The organism is Photorhabdus caribbeanensis (assembly GCF_018448885.1).
GTDB classification, from domain to species: Bacteria; Pseudomonadota; Gammaproteobacteria; order Enterobacterales; family Enterobacteriaceae; genus Photorhabdus; species Photorhabdus caribbeanensis.
The window spans coordinates 69,724-88,715 of record NZ_RCWB01000023.1 but is presented as its reverse complement, the minus strand read 5'-3'; the positions used below and the strand labels follow the sequence as shown (position 1 = coordinate 88,715).

At 39.2% G+C, this 18,992-nt stretch carries 10 protein-coding genes and 1 other annotated feature; of the genes, 3 read left to right on the top strand and 7 right to left on the bottom strand.

The features are described from left to right. Positions 1-342 precede the first annotated feature (342 nt). The 7 genes from EAE90_RS15675 to EAE90_RS15645 all read right to left on the bottom strand — a co-directional run bounded on the left by EAE90_RS15675 (position 343) and on the right by EAE90_RS15645 (position 14,877). On the bottom strand, positions 343-1,491 hold the full coding sequence (locus tag EAE90_RS15675; RefSeq protein WP_246550826.1) for a C2 family cysteine protease: 1,149 nt from the start codon (positions 1,489-1,491) through the stop codon (positions 343-345). 319 nt (positions 1,492-1,810) lie between these two features. Beyond that, the gene (locus EAE90_RS15670; RefSeq protein WP_214054247.1) at positions 1,811-2,431 is read right to left on the bottom strand and encodes an L-threonylcarbamoyladenylate synthase; all 621 of its coding nucleotides are present in this window, start codon (positions 2,429-2,431) and stop codon (positions 1,811-1,813) included. Between the two features lie 27 nt (positions 2,432-2,458). Continuing rightward, the gene (gene rnm, locus EAE90_RS15665) at positions 2,459-3,319 is read right to left on the bottom strand and encodes an RNase RNM (protein WP_214054246.1); all 861 of its coding nucleotides are present in this window, start codon (positions 3,317-3,319) and stop codon (positions 2,459-2,461) included. Between the two features lie 170 nt (positions 3,320-3,489). Further along, entirely contained in the window at positions 3,490-5,379 is a 1,890-nt protein-coding gene (locus EAE90_RS15660; RefSeq protein WP_214054245.1) for a glycoside hydrolase family 18 protein, read from the bottom strand. 124 nt (positions 5,380-5,503) lie between these two features. Next, on the bottom strand, positions 5,504-9,598 hold the full coding sequence (locus EAE90_RS15655; protein ID WP_214054244.1) for a Tc toxin subunit A-related protein: 4,095 nt from the start codon (positions 9,596-9,598) through the stop codon (positions 5,504-5,506). Beyond that, positions 9,591-13,142, bottom strand: a complete 3,552-nt coding sequence (locus EAE90_RS15650; protein ID WP_214054243.1) for a Tc toxin subunit A — start codon at positions 13,140-13,142, stop codon at positions 9,591-9,593. Before EAE90_RS15650 ends, EAE90_RS15655 begins: the two co-directional genes overlap by 8 nt. A 100-nt stretch (positions 13,143-13,242) precedes the next feature. Beyond that, entirely contained in the window at positions 13,243-14,877 is a 1,635-nt protein-coding gene (locus EAE90_RS15645) for a glycoside hydrolase family 18 protein (protein ID WP_214054242.1), read from the bottom strand. Positions 14,878-15,696: 819 nt separating this feature from the next. Continuing rightward, positions 15,697-15,797, top strand: a sequence feature (Trp leader region). A gap of 28 nt (positions 15,798-15,825) precedes the next feature. On the opposite strand from EAE90_RS15645, the gene EAE90_RS15640 reads away from it, so the two are divergent. Genes EAE90_RS15640 through trpD form a run of 3 tightly spaced genes read left to right on the top strand, consistent with a single transcriptional unit; the run spans position 15,826 to position 18,990 of the window. Continuing rightward, the gene (locus EAE90_RS15640) at positions 15,826-17,400 is read left to right on the top strand and encodes an anthranilate synthase component 1 (RefSeq protein WP_214054241.1); all 1,575 of its coding nucleotides are present in this window, start codon (positions 15,826-15,828) and stop codon (positions 17,398-17,400) included. After that, entirely contained in the window at positions 17,400-17,978 is a 579-nt protein-coding gene (locus EAE90_RS15635) for a glutamine amidotransferase-related protein (protein ID WP_214054240.1), read from the top strand. Before EAE90_RS15640 ends, EAE90_RS15635 begins: the two co-directional genes overlap by 1 nt. A gap of 13 nt (positions 17,979-17,991) precedes the next feature. Then, a complete protein-coding gene (trpD, locus tag EAE90_RS15630; protein ID WP_214054239.1) occupies positions 17,992-18,990 on the top strand; it encodes an anthranilate phosphoribosyltransferase in 999 nt (332 codons plus the stop codon). Positions 18,991-18,992 lie beyond the last annotated feature (2 nt).

Here is an 18,992-nt window from a genome sequence, read left to right as displayed (position 1 = left end):
AATCTGATATCTTTCTGTCTCGGTCAGTTGTGTATAGGCCATAGCGCATTCTCCTGTGGCGGGAAAGATGCCTACTATAGCAACTGACCGCCTTTCTGAAAAATTGCGCTTATTAGTCGAATCCGCCCCTTAAAATAATAATATTTCTATAATCATAGAATTCACTTACTTTTTCAATTGTCAAACAATTAATAAGATATAATTTTGAATAATATAAAAGTGGCCATGAATTATAAATTTCAGGCCACCATTTCATTAAATTTTATTTAAATTGACATTAATACCAAACACTAATATCAAATTAATAGATTACAAGTCAACCCTGGCAAAACCGATATCCTATTACTCCTGAATTGGAGATGGATTGGCAATACTTTTCAGTGAATCTGGAATAGTTTCGCTGAGATACATGTCGCTGATTTTTGGTAAATTCTTAACATAGAGATCATATGGCATCCAGAATGATTTCCCCTCAAATCGGCTATTCTGGAATATATTATTTTGCACGTCTTCTGGAATATTTTCCCATTCAGCAGAACCGGGAGAATATGGACCTTTATATTTAACGACATTCCACGGATTATGCAGTCGTACTAACTTAATATCATTCCATTGCTGAGCATCTAATATTAAATAAGCATGGCCTGATACCAAATCCGTAGAGGAACCCGTTCCTTGATAAGTCACATGATGTTTTACTTTAAATATATCGACAAATTTCTCATCCCAAATATGATCTTTATTATTCTGATTAATACTCGTATTTGCTGTCGATTCTATACCAAAATAGATTTCATTACCACCGCCTAAATTCTCATAGCCTCCATGCAATTTTGCAAATGCTTTTTCAATCAGGTAATACCAAAACTCATTTTTATCTTCCATAGCAGAAAAATTAACTCGCGGCAGATCATCGTCAATCAATAAATAACCAATCTTAGATTGATTGATGATTCTGATCGAATAAACGCCCGTTGAATTATAAACTGGCGGATAAATGGAAGAGAATAACAAATTATGCCCCTCAGGATGGGAAGCAATTGCCCCAATGGTGCTAACAAAGCCGCAATTGCCAAGATAAAGCTGCCCCATATCGATCATCTCTATCCCTTTAATAAACATACTGGGAGATTCAATAAAATCTTTAATACGGCTATGCTTATCAACTCCCCCACTTTGCCATTGTTCAGGAGGATATGAATCATCCAACAAATAACCATTTTTCTCTGATAATGCTTTAATTAAGGCCAAGACCGGATCTTTTGCATATAAAGTGACGCCGTTAAAGTCAAAAGGTTCACAGGTGGCCAGAATATCATTTAACTCACTTAATTTTACCGCCTTATCAGGTTCCCCGTTCAATGCTTCTTGCACTGATTTTTCAGCATATGCGTCACGTCCACATGCGATTAAATCCCTATCTGGTGATTTTGGCCATGTATAAACATTAACGACATCAACTGGTTTATCGGAGAAATTAACAACTGACATTTTCAATATCCCTTGATTTTATAATGAATGGATAACCTTACGCTGTTATTTATATTAAATATCCAGCCAGAAGGCTTTATACCTAATAGTATGATCAAATAATGAGTGAATAAACTTACCTTAGGTGAGGTAAATATTTCCTTATTACGTCATTAAAATCAACTTAATTATTAAATAGATGATGGTTCTATTTTATTGAGTCAGTATTAATAATTCGAAATAATAATAACCGTTTCGATTCAATTAAAAAATCAAAAATATAAAGCCTGCATATAATATACAAGCTTTATATAAATTCCGAAAATAATTACTGCGGAGCTTATAAGAATGGCGTGATATTGCCAGCCCCTTCCCGTATGACAACCGGCGTATCCTCAGTTAAATCGATTACGGTTGTAGGCTGTTGCCCTAAATAACCCCCGTGAATAATCAGATCAACCAATTTTCCCAAATTATCTTTAATTTCTTCAGGATCAGATTCAGCAAAATCATTGCCCGGCAAAATTAGGCTAGTAGACATCAATGGCTCGCCCACTTGTTCAAGCAGCGCCAAGGCAATTGGATTGGATGGAACACGTAACCCGATAGTTTTTCGCTTATCATTCATCAAACGACGAGGTACTTCTTTCGTCGCACGCAAAATAAACGTGTAATTGCCTGGCGTATTATTCTTAATCAGACGAAAAGCTGAATTATCGACATAAGCATAGGTCGATATTTCTGACAAATCCCGGCACATTAAGGTGAAATTATGATGACTCTCTAACTGACGGATACGGCATATCCGAGTCATCGAATCTTTATCTTCCAGACGACAACCAATCGCATAACCGGAATCAGTTGGGTAAACAACCACTCCACCCTTTTTAAGCACATCCACACTTTGCCCTATTAAACGCGGCTGCGGATTATCAGGATGAATATAAAAAAACTGGCTCATAAATTACCTCTTAATTTTATGCAGCCCCTACAGTGACCAGTTACGCCATATTGGTACCACATCACCGGGCAACCACAATTTACGCCCTAACTCTATCCATGAACAAGGCTGGTGAAAATCAGAACCTAACGAAGCCATCAAATCATATTCCCGCGACAATTGACCGAGATATTGCCGCTCGTTAGGCGCCTGCTGGCACTGTGCAACTTCCATTGCATCACCACCATGTTGTTTAAACCAGACAATCAGACGCTTCAACCATTTGGTCGATAAATCATATCGTCCCGGATGAGCAATGACTGCTTGACCACCTGATTGATGAATGGCATCAATAGCTTGTTCAATTGTACACCATTGAGGTGGAACGTATCCGATTTTTCCTTTTGCCAGATACTTTTTAAATATTTTCGCCACTGTTGGCTCTTTGCCTATTTCAATTAAATAACGGGCAAAATGGCCTCGTGTCACCTGCCCGCCATTTGCTAACCGATTAGCCCCTGTCCAAGCATCGGGAATACCCACCTTTGCCAATTTACGACCTATCTCAATTCCTCTCTCTTTTCTGAGTTCAGCTTGCTTTCCGAGTAATGTGACCATTGCATTTGACTGAATATCAATGTTTAAACCAACAATGTGAATCTCCATATTCTGCCACAGAGTAGATATCTCAACACCTGATATCAATTTTAATGGCAAGTTGTGCTGGCTGATATGTTCATTGGCGGGTAAAATAGCCTCCGTTGTATCATGATCAGTCACTGCCAATACATTAACACCCATTGCCACTGCCCGTTCAACCAACTCTGATGGTGAAAGTAAACCATCCGATGCAGTCGTATGGCTATGCAGATCATAAATTGTCACCCATTCAGTCGTTGAATTTGTCATTATTCCGTTCTCTGATTAAATAGCTTAGGTACAGCTTAGCGATAAACGGTGACATTTTACAGAATATAACCCTATTCAGCCCTAAAATATCAGGCTGAATAAGATTATTTTAAGAACGAAGAAATTTACGGATGAGAAACGCAATATCCCTCTTTATTGACAAAGACGAATTAATCAGCGTTTTTCTTCATTTCGCCAATAGATTTTAAATAATAGGGCTTACCCGGATTATAGAGTGGCCCCATGTCGATGGTCTCATCATTAGATTTGGCAATATACCCCATTCCTTCTCTGGCTGCATTCGCCAACAAGCCACAATCCTGATCGCCTGACCAAGAAAATATACCGCCCAGTTTATTTTTAGCGACATACTCCGCTTTCTGCTTCACCGTACGTGGTGTATCTAATGAGATAAAGTGTCCTTCCGTTTCACTAAACAAGAAATCGGCATCAGCATTAGTATCCGTCATTAGCACAAAACCATTTTTCCCGGTCGCGAGGGTGTGTTCGCTATCCAGATAATTATTAACAATATCAAAGAATTCAGGTGAACCTTTTTCCATTGTTCCTAACGCATTGCCCGTTTTATTATATTCGCGCGTTTCAAGATTTGCCCCTTTACCTGCACGACCATAGTTAGCATAACCTAAATGAATTTTCTCCAAAGGTATGCCAAGCTCCTGATGTAAGTAATTGATAGCAACTTCCGCAGATAAATCAGACGCATCTGATGGATCAGGATCTTTTGGCGAATAGAGATTAGTATGATGGCCGATATAAGGCGCCCACCCGGTGCCAAAATAGTCGTAACTCATTAAATAAATATTATCCAGACCATTCTTAACTAATTCGGCAATATTGGATGTTTTTAATTTCGCTTTTACACCACTACAAGCAATGGAGATCTCTTTTCTATCCCCTCGCCCAAATCGGCTATCCAAAGATTCACGTAATTCTTTAATTAACAGAGCGTAATGTTCTCCATCTTTATCACTAATAACATTACCTTCCTCGCCCGGACTTCCGGGATATTCCCAGTCAATATCGACACAACTAAACATAGGAAAGCGCTCAAAAAAATCAACAATACTGTCAACAAAAACGCCACGTTTTGTTTCATCAGCCGCCATCACGGAGAAATAACCGGACATACTCCAGCCACCAATACTAAAAGCCAGTTCAAGTTTATGACCCGCTAAACGCGCCGTTTTCTGTAATTCGCGTAATCCACCTAATAAACCGGATGCTTTCTTTTGTTGGTAAAAAGGCAAAAATGTTCCTGCATTAATATCCGTATTAGCACTTTCCTTAGGTAATCCCACATTACGGGCAGTACCTAAATCACCATAAGGATCAAGAGGAACAATATGGCCTTCGGTAATTTTGATTTCACTCTGGCTATTCCAGCCATCGGCAACTTCTGTAATCTTCTTCCCTTTTACACCAGTATCACCGTAAATACCCAAGAAGCTGAATATTAATTTATCATAGGCAGTCACATTGATAGTGCTTAAATCAAATCCTCTTCCCCGCTGATCAGCGTCTTCATTTTTACCATCTAAGCGCGCATCATATTGACACCAATCAGTAATATAAGCAGAAAGCTTTGGTCTGGATTTATCGCTTTCATATTCATTATACATCGGGCGACAAACACGCGTCGCAGTATAAGAAAGGTTGCCCGCTGAACCATCAGGTTTAAAATTAACATCCGGCCGTTGATAGGTCTGTTCTGTAATAGCATCCGGTTGTAAAACCGGTGAAGGAATATCTTCTGTCGGATCAACGCGCCCATCGGTAGGGTTTCCGTGTTGTTTTATCTCTTCTTCCGTCGCTTGACGAATATATTTCCAGGCATTATGAGGTGTTCCCTCTTTAACAGTAGGATCGGGAATATGCCAGCGCTCAACCCAATAGGTATTGGTATAAACACCGCCATTAAAAATAACATTATAAACTTGGCCGCCTGCCTGATTATTCCATGCGGTTAATGGTTCACCAATAATATCACTTATGTCGGACATGGATTTCGATGAGGTATAAGTATATTTGTTTACCATTTATAAACTCCAATGAAATTTATATTTAGCCTCCACATGGATAGAAGAGGCTAATTTGAATGTTAATGATAACGAGTAAGAATTTTAAATTCAGATGACTGATTCATTTAATTCTTAATTCTCGTCATACCAAATCTGGGTATTCCTTGTTCAATAATGCTTTAACAGCCGAGCCAAATGATGCAGACCCTTCTTGCGCGGTATATCGAATATGAAGAATCACATCGGTTAGACTTTCTAAATCCTGCGATGTATTGGTAAATTGGAAATTCCAACTCGATCCTACCCCCATTCCCTCAAAGGGTAAGAAACGTTCATCATCGAAATTAAGCGTAAACATTCCGCTGTCATTAATCCCCGTAGATAAAGCGATTTGTTGATTGGGTTGTATGCTGCGGACCATATAAGGCGTTTCCGCACGAGTTCCCTCTTTCAACATTTTTTCAACCGTTTTAAGATCCGCTTTTGTCGTATAACTACTCACACCCGACAAACTTAATTTAGCGCAAATATCTTCATAAGGACCAATTAACATCGGCAGCGTCACTGAAACAGATTTAATCCGCCGATTAAATAAACCCGGATAATCCATACCAAATTGTTTTAATTCATCCAAATTAAAGGTAATTACGTTATGCGCTTTTAAGGCTTTGAGATTATCTTCCCAAGACTCACCCAATAAAGATTTAAGCGAAATCGTTTTGATAATTTCCAATTTACGTGAATTTTGCTCAACATAAGTGCGTTCCATGCGTTGCAACGCTAATTTCAGATTTTCGCCGACTAACAACCCTTGATAGAGATCATTCCAACTCGCGCCATCAATAAAATTCTGTTCGCCTAGCCCAAGCTCATATTGTAAAGAGGCTTGTGCAGATAAACACAACGAAGAAACAGCATCATAAGCCTGCAAATAGAGGCTTGAGATCTGGCTAATCATCCAAGTATATAAACTTTCATTAGTAAAACGGCTAGAGAAATACGCCAACAGTGCCTGAGATTGTTGCTGCTGCGCTTCAACTTGCGCCAAACGCTTACGTGCGGCGCTAACCTGCAACTGCTGAATATTAATTTGCTGATCAATAGACTTTACTTCCCATTCAGCTTGTTTATATTGCAGTTCCCACTCCTGTCGGCGGCGACGATAAGATTCAGAAACACTGAGGCTATCAGCTTTAGTACTATCGGACTGATGTTTCAAAGTTGCTATTTCAGCAACAGCATTTAAAGCCGCTCCCCAATGTGATCCCCCAACTGCCAATCCATAAATATTGGGAACTAAATCCAGTGCTGCCGCAGCCGTTCTTGACACTTGTGAAGCTAACAGAGCAGAAGATGCCTGAGCCTGTAATTCAATAACCTGCTGTTCCGTGGACGAAATATTTTCATCATAAAGACTTTTATAATGTTCGTACCGCTCCTGAGCAGATTGTTTGCTCACCTGCAATGCATCAAGACTGGCCTGATTAATATTGATATCTTGTTGCTGGAGGTCAACCGCAAAACGGTAGAGATCATTATTCTGAACCATCTGGAATGATTCAAAACTTAAATTATCTTTCCGTTCCAATAGACTTAACAACGTGCTGCCAAATTGTATCAACGTATCGACACCCGATTTCGCTCGCGCCAACATCGGTTCAAAACGATAATTGGGTACTCTGAAATTCATTCTGCTGGCATTTCTGGCAGCAACAACCCGCTGATAACGCTGATCCATTAATCCACGAGGAGAAATTTTCGAATCATAAAGATCCATCGAAATTTCTTTACCATCCAGCGTTAAATTATGCCGTAAATTGTAAATCCGGTTTTCTATTTTATCCCACAGTGCCGTTAACTCTTCATTAATCGGTTTCATAAAGAGATCATTATCCAGCGCACGAATAGTTTTATCATGAACCACCGGGGCATAAGGCAAAGGATAACTTATCATCTCCAATGCACGTACTGCGCTACTCTTCTTATATGATGCATCCTCAAGAGTTATTGGCTGCCAGGAACTGGCTAATTGGAGATCAGGACGCGCACCTAATAATGAACTTGCCGTTGCATAACTCAGACGTGCTACCGTTCTGGCAGTAGGCTGTAACTTGCGATACTCCATATCACCTTGATCGATAATATTCTTAACGTAGAAATTAAAAATCGCTTTACGATAATGAATAGGTTCACTGGCAGAAATTGCATCAGGATCAGCCGGTTCTACCAGACTACGTAATCTCTTAGGTTCGTCAATTATTGGACGACTATTCCAATAACGTGGCTTATTTTGTTCCAGAGCCGGTTCGTCATTACTTTCAAAAGGATTAAAAACAAACTTAATCCAGCGACTGGCTTCCTCATAACGCTGTTCCACATTAAACCGCCAGGCCACCATAAATGGCATATGGAAGAATAATTCCCAAAAATAAATACCATTTGCCCCTTTAAGGTCGATAGGTTTTGAAACATTGTCGGTAATCGGCTCTTCATGAATATTTTGCGTTTCCCAACTGAGAACTTTGTCCAGTTTTTGACTCGCCTTACTAATTAACTCTTTCGCAAAAAGGGTATTTAAACGAATCGCCTTATCAGAATACCAACTTTCTAATGGTTCCTCTGGTTGATCTTCTTTTGGAAATTGCAAATACTGAGTTTGTTTAGTCTGTTTAATTTGTATCTTGTCACGAAGTAGTTTACCTACACTGAGTTTAGTTTTAATTCTACCAGCAACATCTCCCGTTTCTGACGGCAAACTGAAACCCGTAACAACCGTTACATCATTTCTATCACAACGGTTCAATGTGACACTCAGTTTTGGATCATAATCTTCTGGAGTAAGTATCTTATAATCAAGCCAACACCGCTCACCCTTGCTATCTTCCAGCCAAATACAATAAAGGATATTTTTACTTCTGCTAAAATCATATTTATACGTTGAAGTGGACGTAAGATACATATTTAATGTCCCGTCAACATAAGTCGCATCCAACTTGAAATCGTCTATTTTACCCAGTTGTCCTTCAAATGTTGGTGGTTCGGCTATCGGCCATTTCATATTATTATTAACGGGATAAAGCACCAATTGCTTATATTCTTCCGGCCCGCCATTTGCAGGTTCCCGGAAATAGAACCAGACTAAAGCAGCGCCATATGCATCCAAATCAGATAACGTCGAAGTGGATTTGGGCAAATCCGTGGCTTCCATTAATAAGTTGTCACAAACGTAGGTGAAAACTTCATCATAATCGTATGGTTTTTTATCATTATCTGTACTTTGCATACGAACAAATGCGACCAAAGCCAGGCGTTCAACGTCTCCGGTACGATCGAGAACCGCAATCAATTCTTTCATGGCGTGGTCAAGTAAATCTTCTCGAACGGTAGTGCCTGTACTCCAGGTACCATCAAACGCTAAATGAGCCAGATTAAGTTTGGTACGATACTTAATACTATTATCTTTATCTTGTTTTTCTTCAGAAACTTCAAACCAACTAATATATAACCGGTTATTTAGGATAATTGGACGAACAACACCGTTATACGCATTTTCTAAAGGAACATTAATCAGCTTCCACTCACTCCAGGCGGTAGGATAGAGTTCGTCAGTCTGATTATTACGCTGTTTAGCATCTAATGTTCGCCAAAAATAACGGTAAGGTTGAGTTCGTGTTTTAGCAATGAAATAGATCTTATCATCGGCAATATCAATACCATCTTCATAACCAGCAATAACCTCTAAATTACTGACCTCTTCGAAGTTATTCAAATATCCCAATATCGCTTTCTGAGCAACATCATCGGTGAGCTTACCTTGATTAAGCGCACTTTCCAATTGGAAAAAGAATTCGGTTTTGGTTAAACGTAAGGTAGGATCAACATAGACCTCTGGATAAATAGCCAGTTGTTGATTTGCCGCCCAATAACCATAACGATTAGCAAACTCCTGCCAATTATCTGCCTCTTCCTGAGTCATCGATAAACCTGACTCTAAATTCAAAACAATACGGTTAATATATTGTTGTACAGACTGAGTAACATGTGCGACACGAGCTGTTTTTACTTTAGAAGAAACCTGAGTATCTAATAATAGAAAATCATATAAATCATCTACATTTTGAATTCTTTCACGCAAGGATTGAAAAGCGGTATCATGCGGAACAATCTGACCAAGATAATAATCAACTAATGCATCCCGCAAATTTTCCTGTAATTTTGCTTCAATTAAATTAGACATTCTCATCATCTCCTTGCGCTTTTAATGCAGCCATTACCGCTTCCCCGATATTTTGGAAAGCTTCAAAATCTGAATTAACGTCAAGTGCGCCAGCACCTAATAAAGGCTCAACAGACAAATTGGTTTTTACAGAAAATTGTTGCAATCGTCGTATCCAATCTATTTGAGATAAGGTCATTGCCCGTTCTTTATCTAATCCTCCTTTTTTGCAAGCAAGATAAATTTCATCAGGGTCCCAATCTAGAATTTCAGCCAATAATTGCGCACATTTATAATTGTCATCATCCTCTTCTCTTGTCTTCGGTGAAGTTTCACTGTTAGCAAAAGTAAAATATTCTTGAATTTTATCTTCATTTTGCTTCGCATTTTCCAGTAAATCCTGATAGCGATTCAGCAGGAAAATTTCATCTAATGATAATGATATTTCCGTTGTTTCTTCCACGCTTAACCCCAACCATTTAGGATTAGTCAGACGCAATAACAACAAATTATTACTTACGCTCAATGTATTGATTAATTGAGTATAAACTAACAGACTGTAGGTCAAGTCCAGAAACTCTTGTTTAATATCTTCAACTTTTTCTGGCGTATTATCTAATACCAATTTCAGTACTGAATAGACACTACTTCCTAACCAACGCAGTTGTAATGGAACAATATCCCTTGATACTCCATATTCTCCCGCAATAGCGCTAGATAATAGACTCTCCTGTGCGGTTTTAGCTTGCAATATGATCTGCACAACAATATTAATTTGATTATTATCTGGACTTATCCCTTTCTCCTTTACAATATCTTCAATCTCTTTCCTTAGAGATTCTTCATCTGTTTTCCCCCATACTAATGGAATATCTTTGATTAAACCATTTTCCTTATCGAAAACGCCATTTTCATCTGACAGAACGTTCCACCAATCTATATTATTTATTTCTTGCCGATTAAAATCAGATTCTTGTAAACGTACATTATCAGTCAAACCGTCAGAAATTCCCTTATAGAAACTTAACATGCCACTTGTTGGCACCACTGGGAGCTGAGTTTTAGCTAATAATAAGGAAAGTTTGATAGGAGTCAGTTTTGTTTTAGCCAACCAAGAAGTCAAAACTTCCATTTGAGTAATAACACTGAGAATGTCATCTTTCTGCTCATCTTTTTCTCTAAAAATGGGTATATCTGCCAAATATCCCTCTTCACCTGTTAAAATATCCGCCAGAATTAATCCATCTTCCGCAGAAAAACCAAATAATCGTGGAATAGTTACCAGACGATAAAGACTAGACACGACATCAAGATTACGCACCAATTTGCCAGAAGAAAGTTTCAGTGCTGCCTCAACGATAGGTGCAATCACTTGAAACGTGGATAAAGAAATAGCTAACCCTGCACACAATTGTTTAACTGTTTTCGCGCCTTCTCCTTGATTTTCTTTATAACTAAATTCTTTCCCATCCAAAATTAAAGGCTGATCAAAAAGTTTAGACTGATTAAAAATTTGATCAAAAAATGGAATATTATTACTGATAGTAAATGGCGTAATTTGATATATCCATCCAGCAAACGTCTCCGGTAATACTTTATATTGTGTTGATAAATGGCGGAATAAACCTAATGCTCTTAATGTATTATTGGATATAGTCAGATCGGTATTATTTGGCTCAGCTTTTATTGCTGAAATTATTAATAAGTCAAGCTGATGATAAGGTAACGCTAACCAACGCTGTAAACGAATAAAACGATTCATTCGATCATAACGGAAATCAGAAACTGCGTTTATTTCGCGTCCATTATCCGTTCTCACAATGCTTAATGCATCTAATTGCCCCGCATTTATATAAACACCACCATAGTGATAAGGTGCAGGAAAGTGTTCTGACGTTTGCCCACTATCGAAGATAGGGTTAGAAAATAGCACATTTGGCGAAACTAAAGGCCGGAAATCGCCACTACTAAACAAGTGTTCGAGATCTGTCACTTTCGATCCTGTCTGCTGACCAAAAGATAGAATCCCTTTTAATTTCACACTTTCATCCGCAGAAACACCATAGTTATCCTGGAAAAATTGTTCCGCTTCCGGCAATAACTCCGATTGTGCAGTACCTTGTTTAGCAATAGCGAAGCGGTAAGTCATAGTGAGGAAGTTAATACCTTCAATATTTACCGAAATACTATTTTCGCTCTCTTTTGGTATCGCCGCATAAACTGTCATTTCACCAAAGAAAGGACCATTATCTAAATTACCAATTTCACTATTATCACTTTCTACATAAGTTAACTTTAATTGTCGACTAAATGGTGATGAATTATTAAAAGGCTCCATCCTCGCTTTTACGCGATTGTAAGTCAGAACATTTTCACCACGAAGCTTAATCTTAATCGTCTCTTTAGCTTTATTTTCGCAAGTAATGACAATTTCATCATAGGCTTTATCATCATTATCACTCAATAATGTCGGGCCAGTAATATTTGCATCAGCATGAATAATATAAGCATGTTTTGCCACATCACGCTCAGGTAATACTTCTGTTGTGCTGGCACTGAAATAACTCTTAATCAGTTGCTCACGTGATAAAAAGTTTTGCGCAAACGGGCTTTTCTCTGTCAGTAAAGTCATTTGCTCCTGACTTAATTGAGCATAGGCAAGCAAAGCCTGATCACGTTTTTCAGTTAAGATATGCCAGGGAAATTGCTGATCCACTTGCTGAATAATCGTACCTAATTCAGTCTCTTTTTCGGCCAAGCCTTTATTAATCTGTTGAGAAGGCAAACTATAAGGTAATGTAAATGGAAAACGAGTCTCCCCCAAAACCTGATTAACCGGTTTTTCTGCATGGCCTGTTTGATCAATATATTCCCTGGCACTTTTCGACAAAACATCATTCACAATAGATATTGCCGTAATCTCTTTGTAAAGATTATCACTATTAAGTAATAAGTCAGGAATATCAGCACGCCTTTGCTCTAACCCTACGGCATTATTGGAACCATCTAACTCTATTTGTTGTACAAACTTATAAAGATCAAGCAGGTAATTTACCGGACTATCAAGAGCCTCAATCGCGTCTGGCTGACAGAAATCATCCCAAGGTTCAGGAAATAAGTTGCTATAATCAGGCAATTTTTCTTTTTCGTTGGTATTGTCACCACTATAAAAAGAATATCTTGCCTGATGACTCGCTTCTGTCAATGATGCGCTATCGTAATCTCTCAATTGTCTTTGCCGATAACTTTGTACCAATTGATTAGCCGCACTCACTGCTTTATCAAAAATTGCCTCGGCATGACCTGATAAAGATTCGTTATGGCGTTTAATAAAACGCTGTTTTGATACTTCAATAATATCAAAAATTGAGTGATACCCTAGGCGTTGGAGTGTATTAAGTAGCGTGACAGTAGAATGGTCTTCCTTCTGTTCTGAATTTGCCAACATATAAGGTGTAGGCAATATTGGCGATGCTGATGATTTTATTTCTGCCACCGCAGCTAATAATGGTGATACTTTTGTTATATCCTGTTTTTCACGAGAAATGCTTTTATATTTATCCATTGTATTATTCCCAACCTAATTAATCGGAAACACCTGAATAGCACAGTTATAGAAACTATAACCACTTTAAGTAGTGAGATTTTTAAAGCGTAAACTCAATTTAATTTAATTTACATGCTTCACACTGCTTCTCTTTCGGTTTATCGTAAGAAGGAAGGTCGCCTTCAAAATAAAACGGCTCCATGTCAATGACTTTTTTAATTGCTTTGCGGCCTAATCCTTCATGAGCAGCATTGGTTAATAAGCCATTATCCTGATCTCCGGTCCAAATAAATAAACCACCAAGTCCATTTTGTTTAACATAGCGGCCTTTTTCTCTGACTGAACGAGGCGTATCTAATGACATAAATACTTTAAGATCTTTATTGTAAATATAATCGGCTTTCGCAACCGGATCATGGAAAACTGTAAACCCATTACGGCCTATTTGATTTTCATAATCAACATAGTTATAGATAATATCTGTCCATTCAATGACGCTGTGTTCAAAACTCCCTACCGTGGATGTTCCATCAGTGTATCTCCCAACCAGTTGTTCATTATCCTTACTCTCTAACTCCGCAGTTTTGGCATTACGAGTATAACCAGAATAACCGATATAGATAAATTTCTTATTAATACCTAAAGAAATAAGATATTTAACTGCATCATCGACTGAATATTTAGAATACTGGTCATCCTTATTACGATAAAGATTGGTATGATGAGAAAGTTTCCCATCGCCCAATGTAAAGAAATCATAAGTCATTAAGTTGATTTCATTGACACCAGCAGCAATCAATTCTGGAATATGCGCTGCTTTCATTTTTTCTATATCAGCAGAAGCGGCAATACTAATTCCTTGCAAATTACTGATATTTGCATTTTTTAAATCCTTAATAAGCTCAGCAAAATGCTCATAATCATCTTCACCAAATTGATTACCTTCCCCCGCAGAACCAGGATATTCCCAGTCAAGATCAATGTGAGTTAGCATGGGGAATTTGGTATATAAATCTTTAACCCCCTCAACAAATCGCTTACGAAGATTCTCATTACGGCATACTTTATAAAAAGCACCACTCATTGACCAACCGCCAACACTGACAGAAATTTCCAGATCTGGATTTTCTTCTTTAAGTAAACGCAACCCTCCTAATACCCCTTGGGCTTTATCTTGATGATATAAGTCTACAGGCTCGCCCGCCCACTGAGTAAAACCACAATTAAGATAGGCTGCAACATCAGCCCAAGGATCTATTGGAATAGGTTTGCCTTCGTGATTCTCTAGAATATCTTGTTCAGCATCCCCCATTTGCCATCCATTTTTACCCGCAGCAGCAATGATAGTTGCTCTCTTCTCCCCGGGATCGCCAATAATTCCTGCAAAGCTAAAGATAATTCTCTTAAACGGCTTTCCTTTTTCTTTATCGCCTTTAAAGCGCATTAAATCAGCGCTTCTGCCGCCATTCTTTTTAAAATCATCTTCACTTGCTGTGTCAACCAAACGCGCATCATAGATTGACCAATCAGATAAATAACAGAAAACACCAAAATCATCTTTCTCCTCGTAAGTATTAAAAACAGTTTTAGCAAGCCTTGTCGGTGTATACGATAATAATCCATCGGTTGTTTTAGGATCAAAGCCATTTAACCGATAAGTTTTTTGCGCCGCACCTTCTTCCGAATCTTTAACCTTATGTGGATCAGTTTCATACACCAATTGGCTATCTGCTTTTGGTTTATTTTCACTCATATCTTACTCCACTAATAGTACAATTGTTTTAAACATCACAGAGTTTAATCATGACAACCTATGCCAGAATTAAGTAGAGCTTTAATAAGTATTCAGATTACAAATCGTTCCCCCTGGAATACTTATAACGTATTAGATACAAAATATTACATAGCTTTAACTTATAAAGATCTAATTTCTAGATAACACGATATGTTAGAGCCATGAATACTACTTCTCATAGTAACACTAGCTAAACCTCTTTTTTTCATATACAGATATAAAAATTAATAATCTCTTTTTTTCTCCCGCCTATTGACTCAAACAAAATACACCAAATTATTCTTCTTAACCAAAATTTTCTATCGCTAAATTCTCTTTTTATTAAATGTGATTTATATATTTAATATTATCAAATATATATCATAAAATGAAAATATGAGTTATTTATGACAGAAACATAATAATCTTATTAAATTTCAATAATCACTTTCTAACTATTAATTATTTTTTGTTACACCGTAACTAAGATATCCACCAATTAACTTTCAACTTTCTTTAGCCATATTAAACTAGGGTTAAAAAACGACCTTTGATCAGATTTTCTCAACTGGGTATGTGGGAAATTAATTATCTGTATGTTGATCGTTCTTTTTAGTACCACTTAGTGACTAAAGTTCTACCTCTAATTGCACAAATTAATAAACGTGCTAAAAAATACTTGACACACCAATTTCGTTCCAGTTTACTAGTACACAAGTGAGTGAGAATGCTATTACCTTGTATACCATCTATATCAATACTAAAGAGGCACTGAAAATGGCTGTATTTATGACGTCTATCCGTTGGTGGCATAACTTCCCAGTAAGGGCGGTATGGTCACGCACATAAATCAACAGTGCCAAATTACCAAAACCCGCCTAACAAGCGGGTTTTTTTATATGTGTAACTAATTGACAGGACGAAAAAATGACGGATAAACAACCCAAAATCACAGTAATTGAGCAGGAAACCGCTTATCAACCCGATCCTACTCTACTATTCAACCAACTCTGCGGTGAGCGACCAGCAACTTTATTGCTGGAATCGGCGGAAATTAACAGCAAAAAAAATTTAAAAAGCCTGCTGATTATCGATAGTGCCTTGCGTATCAGAGCCAACGGCAACCAAGTTACTTTCGACGCTTTGACAGAGAATGGCCGGAATTTATTACCCATTTTAGCCAACAAATTGGCCAGTAACGCCCAATCTGAAATGACACATGATGCTCTTCAAGTTACCTTCCCGCCAATCAATCACAATATAGATGAAGATAATCGCCTAAAAGCTGTATCCGTGTTTGATGCACTACGTGCTCTGCTTTCACTGGCGGAAGGGCTATCACCACACAATTCGTCAAGCGCAGAAGCGATATTCGTTGGCGGCCTTTTTTCTTACGATCTGGTGGCCGGATTTGAACCATTGCCAGCCGTAAAAACTGTTCAACGCTGTCCTGATTTCTGCTTTTATCTCGCAGAAACATTATTGGTGATCGACCACCAGAATAAAAATGCACGTTTGCAAATCTCTCTTTTCAGCAATTCTCAAGCAGAAGAGCAACGCCTTAAGCAACGATTAAAAACATTAGCGACGCTCATTACCGAACCCGCTGAACCCGTAAAACAAATCTCTCTGCCAACCATGAAAGTTTCATCCAATCGGGATGATAAAGCCTATGCAGAAATGGTGGCACAATTGCAGCAATACATCCGTCAGGGAGATATTTTTCAGGTGGTGCCATCAAGACGCTTCTTTCTGCCCTGCCCGGCACCGCTTCATGCTTATCAAAAACTTAAGTACTGCAATCCCAGTCCCTACATGTTTTTCATGCAGGACAAAGATTTCTGTCTGTTCGGCGCTTCTCCTGAAAGCGCACTTAAATATGATGCATCCAATCGCCAGATTGAAATTTACCCGATCGCCGGTACCCGCCCCCGTGGGCGCAATGCTGTCGGCGAGCTGGATGCCGATCTGGACAGCCGAACCGAACTAGAGATGCGCACAGATGATAAAGAATTAGCCGAACACCTGATGCTGGTTGATTTGGCCCGTAATGACCTGGCTCGCATTTGTGAACCGGGAAGCCGCTATGTCGCTGACTTGACAAAAGTTGATCGCTACTCCTTTGTTATGCATCTGGTTTCCCGCGTAGTGGGAACATTACGCCATGATTTGGACATCTTTCATGCTTATCAAGCTTGTATGAATATGGGCACCCTTACTGGCGCGCCGAAAGTACGCGCAATGCAACTTATCGCTCACTATGAAAGTGAACGCCGGGGCAGCTATGGCGGTGCGGTCGGTTATTTCACCGGCAAAGGGGATATGGATAATTGTATCGTTATTCGCTCTGCCTATGTGGAAGATGGTATGGCGACGATTCAGGTTGGCGCAGGTGTTGTGCTGGATTCCGAACCTTTAGCCGAATCCGAAGAGACTCGTAACAAAGCAAAAGCCGTCATTCGAGCAATTATTGAGGCTCATCAGGCCGAGGAGATTTTCTAATGGCAAATATTCTTCTACTCGACAACGTGGATTCATTTACCTATAACCTCGTCGATCAATTACGTAATCATGGTCATCAGGTGGTTATCTACCGCAATACTGTTGCAACTGAAATGATTATGCAGCGATTAAGTATGCTCTCTTCTCCGTTATTGATGCTTTCACCGGGGCCGGGTAAACCATCTGACGCAGGTTGTATGCCTCAATTACTGCAAAAAATCATCGGCAAAATCCCAGTAATCGGCATTTGCCTTGGGCATCAAGCCATTATTGAAGCCTATGGCGGAGAAATTTCCGCTGCGGATGAAATCCTACACGGTAAAGCTTCTTTGGCAGAACACGACAATCAGGCTATGTTCGCTAATCTGGAAAACCCTCTGCCGGTTGCCCGTTATCACTCTCTCGCGGGGAACAAAATTCCATCCGAACTGACTATTTCTGCCCGTTGTGGCGATACTGTTATGGCGGTTCGTCACAACAAACACAAGGTTTGTGGATTTCAATTTCACCCAGAATCGATTCTCACAACTCAGGGCGCTAAATTACTTGAACAAACTCTGGTCTGGGCACTAAATTAAAGGGAAGATGAAAATGCAGACTATTTTCAATAAATTGTTTAATGCGCAGACACTGACACAGCAAGAAAGCCAGCAACTATTTGCAGCTATTATTCAAGGAGAATTAAGTGAATCACTACTCGCTGCTGTACTTATCAGCATGAAATTACGCGGTGAACAACCCCAGGAGATCGCCGGTGCAGCCCAAGCATTACTGGCAAATGCCCTGCCATTTCCACGGCCGGATTACACTTTCTGCGATATCGTCGGAACAGGCGGCGATGGTACAAACAGTATCAATATTTCAACCGCCAGTGCTTTTGTCGCCGCGACTTGCCAGATTAAAGTCGCCAAACATGGCAACCGCAGTGTTTCCAGTCGGTCAGGTTCTTCTGATTTATTGGCTGCGTTTGGTATCACCCTTGATATCAGCGCGGAATGTGCCCGTAGCGCACTCGATGAAATCGGCATCTGTTTCCTATTCGCACCGCAGTATCATCTTGGATTCCGTCATGCAATGCCGGTACGTCAACAACTGAAAACCCGAACGCTATTCAATATACTAGGTCCTCTAATTAACCCAGCCCGCCCGCCACTGGCTTTAATTGGCGTTTACAGCCCTGAGCTCGTTGAGCCGATTGCCCGCACTTTACAGGTTCTCGGCTATCAACGGGCAGCGGTTGTTCACAGCGGCGGCATGGATGAAGTCGCACTACATGCACCGACGCAAGTTGCAGAACTTAATAATGGAGAAATTATCCATTATCAATTAAACGCTGAAGATTTTGGTTTACAACATCATCCAATATCCGCTTTAAAAGGAGGTTCTCCAGAAGATAATCGTGAAATGCTCAGTTTATTGTTACAAGGACGAGGCAAGAAGGCTCATGCTGATGCCGTTGCGGCTAACGTTGCCCTGTTAATGAAAATTCATGGACAGGAAAATTTACGTCATAACACCCAACAAGCTCTCGAAGCCATTCACAGTGGTCGAGCTTATGAACGAGTCATAGCACTTGCAACAAGGAGTTAATC